This is a genomic window from Celeribacter marinus, assembly GCF_965656515.1.
GTDB classification, from domain to species: Bacteria; Pseudomonadota; Alphaproteobacteria; order Rhodobacterales; family Rhodobacteraceae; genus Celeribacter; species Celeribacter marinus_D.
This window is the reverse complement of sequence record NZ_CBFHKW010000033.1, coordinates 1-12,392: the sequence shown is the minus strand read 5'-3', so window position 1 is coordinate 12,392 and position 12,392 is coordinate 1. Positions and strand designations below refer to the sequence as shown.

11 protein-coding genes and 1 pseudogene are annotated in these 12,392 nt (G+C 56.0%); 4 read left to right on the top strand and 8 right to left on the bottom strand.

The window, feature by feature from the left end; all coding sequences use genetic code 11:
* Positions 1-28: 28 nt before the first annotated feature.
* The 3 genes and pseudogenes from ACTG34_RS08800 to hemA all read right to left on the bottom strand — a co-directional run bounded on the left by ACTG34_RS08800 (position 29) and on the right by hemA (position 2,575).
* On the bottom strand, positions 29-928 hold the full coding sequence (locus ACTG34_RS08800; protein ID WP_439104587.1) for a DUF4115 domain-containing protein: 900 nt from the start codon (positions 926-928) through the stop codon (positions 29-31).
* A 63-nt stretch (positions 929-991) separates the two neighbouring features.
* Positions 992-1,156 (bottom strand): annotated as a pseudogene (locus ACTG34_RS08795) (helix-turn-helix domain-containing protein); the annotation flags it as partial.
* A gap of 189 nt (positions 1,157-1,345) precedes the next feature.
* Positions 1,346-2,575, bottom strand: a complete 1,230-nt coding sequence (hemA, locus tag ACTG34_RS08790) for a 5-aminolevulinate synthase (protein ID WP_439104571.1) — start codon at positions 2,573-2,575, stop codon at positions 1,346-1,348.
* 249 nt (positions 2,576-2,824) lie between these two features.
* Here hemA and ACTG34_RS08785 point away from each other — a divergent pair, with 249 nt between their 5' ends.
* Positions 2,825-4,243: a dipeptidase gene (locus tag ACTG34_RS08785; RefSeq protein WP_439104570.1), complete on the top strand. Its 1,419-nt coding sequence runs from the start codon at positions 2,825-2,827 to the stop codon at positions 4,241-4,243.
* A gap of 4 nt (positions 4,244-4,247) precedes the next feature.
* Positions 4,248-5,576 carry a S41 family peptidase gene (locus ACTG34_RS08780; protein WP_439104569.1) on the top strand — a complete coding sequence of 443 codons (1,329 nt, stop codon included), beginning with the start codon at positions 4,248-4,250 and terminating at the stop codon, positions 5,574-5,576.
* Here the strand turns inward: ACTG34_RS08780 and ACTG34_RS08775 are convergent, their stop codons facing one another.
* Both ACTG34_RS08775 and ACTG34_RS08770 read right to left on the bottom strand, forming a co-directional pair.
* Entirely contained in the window at positions 5,577-5,828 is a 252-nt protein-coding gene (locus tag ACTG34_RS08775; protein WP_439104568.1) for an RND transporter, read from the bottom strand. It abuts the gene before it with no gap.
* Positions 5,829-6,154: 326 nt separating this feature from the next.
* Positions 6,155-6,454, bottom strand: a complete 300-nt coding sequence (locus tag ACTG34_RS08770) for a hypothetical protein (protein ID WP_439104567.1) — start codon at positions 6,452-6,454, stop codon at positions 6,155-6,157.
* Positions 6,455-7,469: 1,015 nt separating this feature from the next.
* On the opposite strand from ACTG34_RS08770, the gene ACTG34_RS08765 reads away from it, so the two are divergent.
* Both ACTG34_RS08765 and ACTG34_RS08760 read left to right on the top strand, forming a co-directional pair.
* Complete coding sequence (locus ACTG34_RS08765; protein WP_439104566.1) at positions 7,470-8,492, top strand: LytTR family DNA-binding domain-containing protein; 1,023 nt, start codon at positions 7,470-7,472, stop codon at positions 8,490-8,492.
* A gap of 107 nt (positions 8,493-8,599) precedes the next feature.
* Entirely contained in the window at positions 8,600-9,832 is a 1,233-nt protein-coding gene (locus ACTG34_RS08760; RefSeq protein ID WP_439104565.1) for a urate hydroxylase PuuD, read from the top strand.
* Between the two features lie 13 nt (positions 9,833-9,845).
* On the opposite strand, the gene ACTG34_RS08755 is transcribed toward ACTG34_RS08760, so the two are convergent.
* The 3 genes from ACTG34_RS08755 to ACTG34_RS08745 all read right to left on the bottom strand — a co-directional run bounded on the left by ACTG34_RS08755 (position 9,846) and on the right by ACTG34_RS08745 (position 12,295).
* Positions 9,846-10,502, bottom strand: coding sequence for a sulfotransferase (locus ACTG34_RS08755; RefSeq protein WP_439104564.1), 657 nt, complete (start codon positions 10,500-10,502; stop codon positions 9,846-9,848).
* A 35-nt stretch (positions 10,503-10,537) separates the two neighbouring features.
* Positions 10,538-11,326, bottom strand: coding sequence for a class I SAM-dependent methyltransferase (locus ACTG34_RS08750; protein ID WP_439104563.1), 789 nt, complete (start codon positions 11,324-11,326; stop codon positions 10,538-10,540).
* Between the two features lie 189 nt (positions 11,327-11,515).
* Positions 11,516-12,295, bottom strand: coding sequence for a TIM barrel protein (locus tag ACTG34_RS08745; RefSeq protein WP_439104562.1), 780 nt, complete (start codon positions 12,293-12,295; stop codon positions 11,516-11,518).
* Positions 12,296-12,392: the final 97 nt, after the last annotated feature.

Genomic DNA, 12,392 nt, shown 5'->3' with positions numbered 1-12,392 from the left:
AATCAGATCAAGGTAGTGAAAATGGGGGTTATTCGGACGCGGGCGTCAAAATCGCATCATTCTGCGCCACACGAAACATCTCGGCGACACCCGAATTGGCCGTAAGATCAACGGGCTGGAACGCCTCTGACACAGATGCCACAGACAGCGCGATATTTTTAACGACAGAACCGGAGCCACCGGCAGGGCCGTATGCTTGGCCGTTTACCGCGAAATACACCCCACCCGCATTGCCTGTGCGCAACACTGGGGCATCTTCGGTTGCAGGCAGGACATAGCGTTCACCGGCATTGAGGATTTTCTCGAACAACACTGTGCCACCGGCGGAACTCACACGCACCCATGTGGCATTGACTGCAACCAACGCCAATTCAGCCGCATCCTGCTCGACAACCTGAACAGGGGCGATCGCGTCCGCCTCGGCAGTTACGGCAGCAGCCATAAGACCGGACATCGCATTCAACCGCTCCTCGGCACTCTCGTCGCCAAGAGAACCAACGGCGCGTGGATCAAGCGTTGCAATCGGCCCATCACGGGGCACAAGAACCGGCACGTCGAGCGCTTGCGGACGATACAGGCGATTAAACGCATCAGCAGAGGGCGCAGCGATTCCCACACCTTCATCGACAGCAGCCATAACCACCTGTGAGGATGGCATCGGCGCGATTTCGGCAACAAGGCCCGGAGTTTGATCGACGGGAGACAATTGCACTTTTTGAATTTCGTTCAGAATGGACCAGCCGCCAAATCCAATGACGCCCACAAGCGCCAACAAGACAGCCGTGGAGCCGATTGCACCAGGCTCGACCTTGGACAAAAAGCTTTCGGGGCGCGGCACAAAACTGGCATTCGGATCGGAAAACGGGTCTTTGACGCGCGCAGTTGTCGCAACCAAGGCTACGCGCTTGGACGAGGCTTCAGGTGCCATACCATGCGCCACCGCAAACCCACTCTCGGCGCAAAACCGTTCAAACGCCCAATCGGGATCAAGACCGAGATAGCGCGCATAGGAGCGCACATAACCCGCGATGAACCCTTGGGTTTCGAACACATCCGGATCGGCGTTTTCGATTGCGGAAATGTAGGTTGCTTTGATTTTCAGTTCGCGTTGGACATCCAGCAGGGATTTGGACTGTGTCGCTCGTTCACCACGCATGATATCCCCGAGCCGAAGCTCGAAATCATCAAAGCCGCGAGGTTCACTTACCTCGACAACGGGCGGTTTCCTCCACCGTCCTATCATGCGAACTGCCCCTACTCTTATCGTTTACACTAGCTCGAATCGCTTAATGTATTGCTAACCCTTACCACGCTAGAAGAAGGGCCGCACAGGGGGAAACTTTAGTTAGCCGGCCATTTCGGCACGATTCAGCGCACAATGGCTCCAAAGCGCGTCCAATCCGTGGATAAGCGCATCCATTTCACGCGGTCCGTGAACAGGCGACGGGGTAAACCGCAACCGCTCCGTGCCGCGCGGCACGGTTGGGAAGTTCACCGGCTGCACGTAAATCCCGTATTGATCAAGCAACATATCCGACATCAGTTTTGTGTGTTTCGGATCGCCGACGATCAGCGGCACAATGTGCGAGCCATGATCAGTGATCGGAAGTCCCAGACCTTTAAGACGGGTTTTCAGAATGGCCGCTTGCGTCTGGTGCTCTTTACGCAGCGCCACACCGCCCTCGCCCTTGAGGTGCGCAATCGACGCCGCCGCACCAGCAGCGACCGCCGGAGGAATAGAGGTCGTGAAGATAAAACCGGGCGCATAGGAACGCACCGCGTCACACATTTTCTCGGACGCGGCGATATAACCGCCAAAGACGCCGACCGCCTTGCCGAGTGTGCCGTTGATAATGTCGATGCGGTCCATCAGGCCATCACGCTCGGCCACACCGGCACCACGTGCGCCGTACATGCCAACCGCGTGCACTTCGTCGATATACGTCAGTGCGCCAAATTCGTCGGCCAGATCAAGCATCTCTTCGATGGGACCAAAATCGCCATCCATGGAATAGACGGATTCGAATGCGATCAGTTTGGGCGCGTCCTTGTCGGACGCCTCAAGCAGCGCGCGCAAGTGCGCCATGTCGTTGTGACGGAAAATACGTTTCGCGCCGCCATTGCGACGAATGCCCTCGATCATGGAGGCGTGGTTCAATTCATCCGAATAGATGATAAGACCCGGAAACAGTTTTGGCAGCGTCGACAGGGTGGCGTCATTGGCAATATAGGCCGACGAAAACACCAAAGACGCTTCTTTATTGTGCCAATCTGCCAATTCCGCCTCAAGGCGTTTATGGTAGACAGTTGTGCCGGAAATGTTGCGTGTACCGCCGGAGCCTGCGCCCGTTGCGTCCACTGCATCTTTCATCGCGGTCAGGACATCGGGGTGTTGACCCATGCCAAGGTAATCGTTGCCGCACCATACGGTGACGGGCTTTTCGGATCCATCGGGCTTTTTCCACGTCGCATGGGGGAAATTACCGCGCTTGCGCTCAATGTCGATAAAGGTGCGATACCGCCCCTCGTCATGAAGTCGCTGCAACGCCTCGTCAAGCTTCGCTGTATAATCCAATGGTAGTCCTTTCGCGCGTCTTCCGTCCGACCCTTTTAGCAACCAAATTTTTAAAAAGCGACTCGTATTCACAAATTGATACATGTCGGTGCTTTGGGTCGGTACCGTCCTGTTCACTGCCCTAGTCATAACGTGTTCTAATTTCGTTTAAGAATGATCTATGTCAACCCGCATCCAATCTCTGGACACTGCAAACTGGCCCGTTAGTGTGCGACAAATGCGCCTGCACATCCTGAAAGGTAATCGATCATGACCCAAACACCCGCCCCACTGCTCGCCCCGCGTCTCGCCTCGGTCCTTGGCCGTATTGATGCCGACCTTGATGGCGCATTGGCGCGTTTGATTGATCTGTTGTCCATCCCGTCGATCTCCACCGACCCCGCTTATAAGGCCGATTGCGCCCGCGCCGCCGATTGGTTGGTCGCGGATTTACGCTCTTTTGGTGTGGACGCCGAGACCATCGCGACCCCCGGTCATCCGATGGTGATGGGCCACGTCGATGGACCCAAAGACAAAAAGACGCCGCACTTGGTGTTTTACGGCCACTATGACGTGCAACCCGTCGACCCGCTCAATCTGTGGGCCAGTGATCCATTCGCCCCCGCCGTTGAGACCACCGCGAAAGGCCGCGTGATCCGTGGGCGCGGCGCGTCAGATGACAAGGGGCAATTGATGACCTTTGTCGAGGCCTGTCGTGCATGGGTTGCCGAGAATGGCGCATTGCCATGTGAAATCACGTTCTTCTTTGAGGGCGAAGAGGAAAGCGGCTCGCCCTCCCTCGTCCCGTTTATGAATGAATACAAGGACCGCCTCAAAGGCGATGTGGCGCTGATCTGTGACACCGGCCTGTTTGGCCACGACACCCCCGCCATTGTCACCATGCTGCGCGGCCTGATGGGCGAAGAGATCGTGATCAAAGCCGCCGACAAAGACCTGCATTCGGGCATGTATGGCGGCCCGTCCCAAAACCCGATCCGCGTGCTCACCCGTATTCTGGCGGGGCTCCATGACGACACCGGTCGCGTTACACTCGACGGTTTTTATGACGGTGTGCCCGAACTGCCCGCCGATGTCGCGGCCCAGTGGCACGCTTTGGGATTTGAGCACGAGGCATTCTTGGGCGAGGTGGGCCTCAGCCAGCCCGCAGGCGAACATGACCGCACAGCATTGGAAATGATCTGGTCACGCCCGACGATGGAATTCAACGGCATCATTGGCGGCTACACGGGGGACGGGTTCAAAACCGTGCTGCCCGCGCAAGCCTCCGCCAAAGTCTCCGCGCGCCTAGTTGGCACGCAAGACCCCCATAAAATCCGCGAAAGCCTACGCGCTTATGTCGAGGCGCACCTGCCCGCTGATTGCACCGTCGAATTCCACCCGCACGGCGCCTCGCCCGCCTCGGTGATGGAAACAACCCACCCCGCGTTTGAGGCCACACGCCAAGCCCTGTCCGATGAATGGCCCAATGAGGCCGCCTTTATCGGTTGTGGTGGCTCAATCCCGATTGCGGGCTATTTCAAAAAGATCGTTGGCGTTGACGCCCTTTTGACCGGCTTTGCCCGCGACGATGATGCAATCCATAGCCCCAACGAGAAATACGATCTGGAGTGCTTTCACAAAGGTATGCGCTCATGGGCGCGGATTTTGGATGCTGTGAGCCAAGGATAGTTCGTTGCCCCTATCCCTCATGATTGCGCGCGTGTTGCGTCTTTTGCTGGCCGCAGGCGCGTTGTCGGGGCTTGTCCTTGGTGCGTTGTGGTGGTCGGGCAAGCCGCCCAAAGAGACCCAAGGCATCTGGATCACCAATGGCTACGGGCTTGTCTTTGATATCTCGCCTGTCTCGATTGCGATCCACGAGATAACGCCCGTCTCTTGCATCCCGTGGCAAACCATGCCCGCGCATATAGGGATGGTGCGCCGCCTTGCGGGATATACGTTTACCGCGCAGGGCGACGATCTATCCATTGCGGTTGCGGACGCAATTGATGATATGCGCGCCTACCGCGTCGACGCCCTGCCCGATCAATGCGTGAACGGCAGACCGGCCGGACCGCTTGAGACCTTCGACATCTTTTGGCGCACGTTTGAAACCCATTATCCAAACTTTGCGCGCTACGGCGTAGACTGGGACGCACGCCGCGATGAGGCCATGGCGGCCCTTGCGGGCAATTTCGACCCAAAACATCTCTCGGATGTCATGACCCACGCCGTGCGCGACCTTGACGATGGTGATATCCACCTAATGACCCCCTCGGGCGATGTGTCACCGCATACCCCCGCACCGTGGGACAAAGATCAACGCGCCTTTTGGCAGGTCACAGACAGCTACCTGACCTCCGAGCGGCAGTTCATGGAAACAAGCGGCATCCGCCACGGCTGGCTTAACGGCGAGATTGCCTATCTTGATGTCCACCACATGGAAACCGAGCCGCCATTAGGGCAAACCATGGCATCACAGGCCGCACGCGTGGTCGATCAACTGGCCGCGTTATATGCGGACGCCAAAGGTGTCATTGTTGATCTACGCTTTAACGCGGGCGGCTCTGATACGGTTGCGCTCACCTATGCGGGGTTGTTTTCCGCCACGGACTGGCCCGCCGGATCGAAACAGACCCAAATCACACGCGGCTACATGAGCCCTGCGACCGCCTTTTACGGGCGCGGCGCACAGGCAGCACTCACCGCCCCTGTGATGGTTCTGACCAGCTCTGAGACCTCGGGTGCCGCGGAAACCTATGTCATGGCGGTGGGAGAATTGGCACAGGTGCGCATCATGGGGGAACCCACCAACGCAACCGCGTCTAACATCATGGTGCGGACCCTGCCGAACCAATGGCAATTCACACTGCCGCATCAAACCTATGCCTTGGCAAACGGCACTCCGGTCACACAGACCGGCATCGCACCAGATATCTCTTATCCGTTCGACGTTGAGGGATTTTCCAATGGCAAGGACACGATGCTTGAGGCGGCGCTCACGCGTCTTGTAAAGGCGCGCTGATCAAGGGCGCTCACGGGGATCTTCGTGGGGGATGGTGGTGCGCGGCGCCCCACGCATCAATTTGATCGCAAGCAACACCCAAGGCGTGCCATGCAAAACCAGATCAAATATATCGATGGGCCGTACAAGATCCCCCGCCACAAGCATCTTTAGCTTGGTCCACACATGGGGTTCGGGCACAAACGGGGCCAACCCAAGCGTCAAGGATACGACAATGAGGGAGAATAGCGGGAGGGAATCTATGAATTTCATGGGTGCGGTATGCCTATGTCCGACGCAAGGGTCTGTGATTTTATCACGGACCCCTTGTACTGAATACGCATGAGCCCGTGTTCGCGACCTTTTCAGAACGACGCATCATCTATGATCGCCCGATAAAGCGATGCAACAAAGCCGCGTGACCGAGGTCATAACGCGCCAATTCCCACCTCGCCGAACCGAAGGCCACAGCTCGTCAAGGTGGCGATTTCACAGTGCAAAATGATTGGATGATGCCGCGACGCCGATGATATGGGCAAAGGCGTTAGGAGCGCCACTGCCACTGATCGCATTTAAACGCTGCGCCTAAGGCAAGTCGATCAGTTCCGCACAGATCGCCCAGACTTATGACACTGATCTTGCCCGATCCGCGCGCAATTGGTGCGGCTTTTTGGCGTCACATAGGAGCGCGTGAATAACAGCATCAGCACGAAGAGGATAATGTAGACGAACGCGCCCCATTCGTTGCTCGCAGATGCTCCGCCAAGCAAGACAACAATGATAGACGCAATACTGACGATGACCGCTCCAATGGTTGCGAGGGTCGCGATCACAACCATTGGACTTTCCCAAAGATTACGATCCACTTCGGCATTGCTGTTATTATGCGTATCAAACATGAGTTCTAGCCTTGGTTGACGGTGTTAGGCGACGGCGGTGTCCGTACGAGCAAAAACGAGAGCCTGCGTCCTGCGCTGGGCGACATCGTGACTGCTGCGTGGCGCATGCCGCAAGGAGATGGAAGGCAGCTGAACGACGTCTTGCAAAACAGATTTTTCACAGGTTCGCCTCCCAAAGATTGAATGTTGAGTAACGTTTTAATGACGGCCTCAAAACGGTCCACCCTCGTGTCTTAAAGTGGCGTTAAATGACTTGAAATAAGCGCTATGCGTAGGTTTCGCGCCGTATTTTACACTTCATGCATCGTCGAATTGAGAGGAGTGCCCGCGCGTCCGAGACGTTAAACGCGCGGGCCAAGTGCAGGGGCCTCTCTGCCAAGTATAGCGCCCTGCGATACCTCGTGGCGTGGGGGCACCAGGAGGCATATTCTATTGAAAATGAGATGGCTACGAGACGCAAAATCGAGCGCACATGCGCGTATCTCAGCTACGTCTGTCGACGCTGGCTCCGACAACCGCAAGTGAAACAAGAAGTTTCATGTACGCGCCTCGCTCTCCTGATCCCAATCCCCCGATCGGTTCGCACATTTGCGGATATTAAGAGCGCCTACGCCACCACGCGCCGCCCCTATTATTGGCATGTCCTAATGTACCCGCCCAACTCTTCGATGTTGTCTGCATGGCGAGTGTATCGCCTGAACAGGGCGCAACACAGCGCCGAGTAACCAAATCAGGCGTTAAGCGCCGAAAATGTCGTTAACCAACATTTTAGTTATTCCATTTGGGATTTGTGAAATTTTAATAGATCACAACGTAAGTTCATGACGCATGAAATGCATAACTACGTCGCGAAGTGTTGATCACTTCGCTCAGCTCAACGTAAAACGACGTGCATCCCGCGGCCTATGACGCGTCACGCGAGGGGAAATGTGTTGCGGCATTTATGACCGTTGGGTTAAATCGTTCAAACTGAGGTCGCGGTTGCGTCCATCAAATGATGATGTGGAAGACAAGTATGCAATCGACCCTCCCCCCCGCGCCATCTCAAGAGGATCGTGCCAAGTTCAATCTAGTTTTGATCACGGGAGAACGGTTTCGCCTAACGCCATTCCAGTTTTTTCAGGCGATCACGGATAAGAACTCACTGTTCTTCTTTATCTTTGCCGGGCTTTTTATCGGCTATCTTTATCCATTGTCTTTCCTCGCGCTTGAACCCGCAGCGGCGGCAAATAAGCTCCCTTGGTGGCAAGCCTCGGTAACCTTGGTCATCCACGAGTTGATCTTGATCGTGATGCTGATGGCTCAGGTCTGGATGTGGCCCTATCTCACGCGACGCTGGCCGTTTTTGGTGTTGCCGCTTCCTCTCGTGATGGTGTTTAGCGTGCTCATCCTTGAAACGGTGAAGCGACACGGCGCAGTGTTGTTTTATGGCGATATCGGTCTCGAATGGATTGATCGTATCAGCTTCCTTCAGGCCTTTGTCGTTGATTACATATATATCTTTATGCTCGAAGCTGCCTATTCAATGTTTGTGGTGTCTCATGTCAAAGTCTATTCGGACGTTGTGATCAACCCACGCGCGGGTGGGCTTGCGCGTATTCAACGCGAAGCACGCGACCTGGAAAACCGGCACTCCGCACAGGGCATGGCCATCTTTGCGACCAACGATTCCTTGACATCACCCACGCCGCCGCCCCAATCGCAGACGCGGCCCCACCACACAATTTCGATCGCTGGAGAAACGATTGCACTGGCTGATTTGCGGGCCATACGCGCCGAAGAACACTATATCCGCCTCGATTTGGCGAAAGGCGAAAAGATGGTGCGCTACAGATTGACCGATGCCGTTGAACAAATCCCTGCCGAATACGGCGTTCAAGCGCATCGCTCGGTTTGGGTCGCATTCAGTGCAATTGAAAAGGTCACGCGTCTGGCGGAGGGAAAACTGATGTTAACGATGGTCACAAATGACCGAGTGACAGTGCCGCGCGCACGGCGCAAGGCCGTCGAACAGGCACTGGAAACATTCGGCGGCTGACGTGATATTGTTTTGCTTTTTTTAATACTGTTTGGTCTGCCACAGCCATATCCCGATCGGACGATTTCGCATAAGCTAACGGCGATATCGAACTTTGGGAGACCTCCATGTATGATTTGGCAATTCTATGGGACTGGGCGGCGTTTTCGGTCCGTTGGCTCCATGTTGTGACCGCGATGGCGTGGATTGGCGCGTCATTCTATTTTATCGCCCTCGATCTGATGCTCAAACCCAGCGACACCCTGCCCGCGGGCGCACATGGCGAGGAATGGGAAGTGCACGGCGGCGGGTTCTATCACACCGTCAAATACATGGTTGCCCCCTCCGAGATGCCCGAGCATCTGACATGGCACAAATGGCAAAGCTACACGACGTGGCTCTCTGGTGCGGCGCTGTTGATGATCGTCTATTGGATGGGCGGTGAGCTGTTCTTGCTTGATCCGACCAAGGCCGATCTCGCACTTTGGCAAGGGATTTTGATTTCCGGCGGCTCGCTTACCATCGGGTGGATTGCCTATGACGCAATGTGCAAATCAAAGCTCAGCGAACGCCCGACCGTTTTGATGCTGCTCTTGTTCGTGATCCTCGTTGTGATGTCGTGGGGCTATCACCAGATTTTCACGGGCCGCGCCGCCCTTTTGCATCTTGGCGCATTCACTGCCACGATCATGACAGCCAACGTGTTTTTCCAAATCATGCCGAACCAGCGGATCGTTGTGGCCGATCTCAAGGCAGGCCGCGCGCCCGACCCCAAGTACGGTAAAATCGCCAAAGTCCGCTCGACCCATAACAACTATCTCACCTTGCCTGTCGTGTTTTTGATGCTGTCCAACCACTACCCGTTGGCCTTTGGCACCCAATACGCGTGGATCATTGCCAGCCTCATTTTCCTCACCGGCGTCACCATCCGTCATTACTTCAACACCATGCATAAAACCGGCGCTGGTCCCAATTGGACGTGGTTCGTGACCATTGTGTTGATGCTTGTGATTGCGTGGCTGTCCACCGTTCAAGGCGCAGAAACCTATGAGGAGGCCGAGGCGCGCGCCCTCACCCCTTACGAGCAAAAGTATACGGCCGTGGAGAGCTTTGAAGAGGCGTATTACGCGGTGGTTGGCAATTGCTCGATGTGTCATGCGCGCGAGCCGTCATGGGACGGGTTGCGTTGGGCGCCCAAAAATGTGTTTTTAGAAACGCAGAGCGATGTGGCTCGCCACGCCGATCAAATTTATCTTCATGCGGGGGTGAGCCATGCGATGCCGCCACCCAATGCCATTCAAATGGACGATGATGCCCGCGCGTTGATCGTCGCATGGCTGCGCGATGTGCGCGCGCAATAATCACGGTATTACGCTACGCCGTATTGCCCTGCTCCCAGCCCAATTTTTGAACAACATCATCTGTGACCCGCGCCTTTCCCCAGTGCGCGGGATCAAGCGTAAAATCGGGCGCACAAAAATCAACAAGCGCGTCGATGGGATCGCGATCGATATCAAACACCAAGAGCCGGTCTTGTTCAGCGGCAAAGAATGCCCTGACGGCGTTATGATGGCGTGCATGCTCGTCTCGCCATTGATCCAGAACCTCCGCCTCCGATTGCGCGAGGCGCGCCATAGATCGCTTCAGATACTGCCCATCATTGTGACGTGCACGGCTCAACACCCATGCGTCACAGTCACGAGTATTCAGCACAAATTTTGCCCGAGGGTAGTCACGTGCCAACCGGTCAAAGAACTTGAAATTTTCGATTTTGATGGGCGAATTCGGAAGATCATGCTCCATATCGAAATGCGCCTCAAAGTCTTCCAAGCCCTGCACGGCGGGACGGCCTGCGCACATATTATGATGAATCACAAGTTGCGGATGCAGCTTTGAAACCAAGGGATGCCCCGCGCGGCGCGCGCGCCGTCCACTGCTATGAAGGGCGGAGTGGCCCGAGTTTACAAATAACCAAAATAGTGCGGTCGTCGCCGTTTTGTTGAACCCAATTTGAAAGAGTTTTGGTTCCATCTGTGTGCCCTGCCCATCGGTCCGATTAATAACTGTTAGCTTGCATCAACTAGGGCCGTATGCGGTCCGCGCGTTACAGCAATCCGCGCGGCCTTGGGACTTGTACCTGCATTGAGGTCCACGATGTCCCCAAGACTGGCCATACCCGACAGTGTGTCACTCAATGTGCGTCGGCGCACATCGAGGATGATCTTACCGTCTGGTTTGACCGCGTCGTTGAAAAAGGTCTCATATGTCGTCCAAGGATAGTGAAATCCGCAGGAGATAAAGCTCACAACGAGATCTTGGTCGCGGATATCCGCAATCGATTGGCGCTCAGGATTGAGCGTTTGAATGCGATCGGGATCGATTCCGTTCAACCCTAAGGACGCGGCAGCCACCGCAAGGCTCGAGTACGCTGCGCCAGTCTGTTGAAATCCGAAATGCCGTTCGCTTGTGTGTTCGAGGTCGATCAGCGTTAGGTTGCAATCGAAATCTTGAGCGAGAAACAGATCGAAGAACGCATAGCCACAGCCGATATCCGTGACGGCGGCGGGTGGATTGGCGGCAAAAATCGGGAGAAGTTCCTCATACTCGAACAAAATGAACGCCGCCGCGCGTCGAATGAGCGTGTCGTGACCGATTTTTTCGACGAGAGCCTCTAGAGGCGCCGTTTCGCCACGCATCCATGCTTGTATGTAGCTGTTGTAGTTATCCTGATCACGGATGATTTCAGAGCGTTGTAAAATAAGATTTAGAACATCTGAGGGCGCAAACGCCGACGTGTCCAATTGCGCAATACGAGGGGTCGAGGTTTTATCAATCGCCAGATCAAGAGTAATCATACTGTGCCTTTGTCATGTTCCACGCGACGATACTAAAGTCTCCACAAATGTAAACAACTGGCGTGTGCCAGGCACAGATATGGAGGGTTTGGGGCACAACGGGGTGCGCATCTGTCGGGGCAGATGCTCGCTCACCACACTAGGTGTCTGTTGTGGAGCGTGCAGGCAACCCGAGCACGCCCCGCACCGTCAGAGGGTGAAGGCCGCGACAAAGGCGTCGACGGCCGCGTCACTGTCGCCTTGGGCAAAGGCTTCCATGCCGATAGGGCCACGGTAGCCCATTTTATCGAGGGCCGCGGCGATCCCCACGTAGTTGATCTCGCCCGTTCCCGGCTCACACCGTCCCGGATTGTCGGCAACCTGCACCTCGCCGATCCACGGCAGACAGGCCGCGCACCACCGCACCAGATCCCCCTCGCCGATCTGCGTGTGATAAAGGTCGAGGTTGATACGCAATTGCGGGCGATCAATCGCACTCACCAATGCCAACACATCCGCGGTAGAGCCAAACGGACATCCGGGATGGTCAAGCGGGTTGAGATTTTCGAGCGTAAAAACAACGCCCTCCTCCTCCGCCGTATCACAAATACGGTTGAGTGTATCGCGGGCGCGTAGCGTCATTGCGGGGGAAAACACGCCGTGATGTGGGATCGGAATACCACCACCTCCAAGGCCCGTGCCGTGTAGATTGAGACGGTCAACACCCAAACGCTTGCCCACCTGCGCGGTTTTGCGCGCGGACGCCAACAACATGTCTGCGCCCGCATCATCGGCCAGACGCCCCTCGAGATAGCCATTCATAATGGTGTAATTCGCCCCCACGGCCTCGAGCTTGTCCAGATCGTGATCGGGGTAGTTCCACAGGCCGACACCAAGCCCACGCTCGGTAAGGCGCGCAGCACGCCACTCCATCGGTTTATCGGTCCATAGCATCTCGGCGCAAACGGCGAGTTGAAACGGTTGGGTCATGGTCATGTCTTTCAAAACGGGGCGCGGTGCGCGGATCAGATCAGGTGTTCAACGGCGGGTGCAGGGACGAAGCGCCATGCGCGGCGGGGGCCGGCCA

What these genes read in the sequence shown, in the direction of transcription:
- ACTG34_RS08785 (WP_439104570.1), top strand. Translation starts at nt 2,825, where the DNA reads ATGACCCAAACACCCGCCCCACTGCTCGCCCCGCGTCTCGCCTCGGTC.
- ACTG34_RS08755 (WP_439104564.1), bottom strand. Translation starts at nt 10,502, where the DNA reads ATGGAACCAAAACTCTTTCAAATTGGGTTCAACAAAACGGCGACGACC.
- ACTG34_RS08765 (WP_439104566.1), top strand. Translation starts at nt 7,470, where the DNA reads ATGCAATCGACCCTCCCCCCCGCGCCATCTCAAGAGGATCGTGCCAAG.
- ACTG34_RS08745 (WP_439104562.1), bottom strand. Translation starts at nt 12,295, where the DNA reads ATGACCCAACCGTTTCAACTCGCCGTTTGCGCCGAGATGCTATGGACC.
- ACTG34_RS08750 (WP_439104563.1), bottom strand. Translation starts at nt 11,326, where the DNA reads ATGATTACTCTTGATCTGGCGATTGATAAAACCTCGACCCCTCGTATT.
- ACTG34_RS08800 (WP_439104587.1), bottom strand. Translation starts at nt 928, where the DNA reads ATGGCACCTGAAGCCTCGTCCAAGCGCGTAGCCTTGGTTGCGACAACT.
- ACTG34_RS08760 (WP_439104565.1), top strand. Translation starts at nt 8,600, where the DNA reads ATGTATGATTTGGCAATTCTATGGGACTGGGCGGCGTTTTCGGTCCGT.
- ACTG34_RS08770 (WP_439104567.1), bottom strand. Translation starts at nt 6,454, where the DNA reads ATGTTTGATACGCATAATAACAGCAATGCCGAAGTGGATCGTAATCTT.
- ACTG34_RS08775 (WP_439104568.1), bottom strand. Translation starts at nt 5,828, where the DNA reads ATGAAATTCATAGATTCCCTCCCGCTATTCTCCCTCATTGTCGTATCC.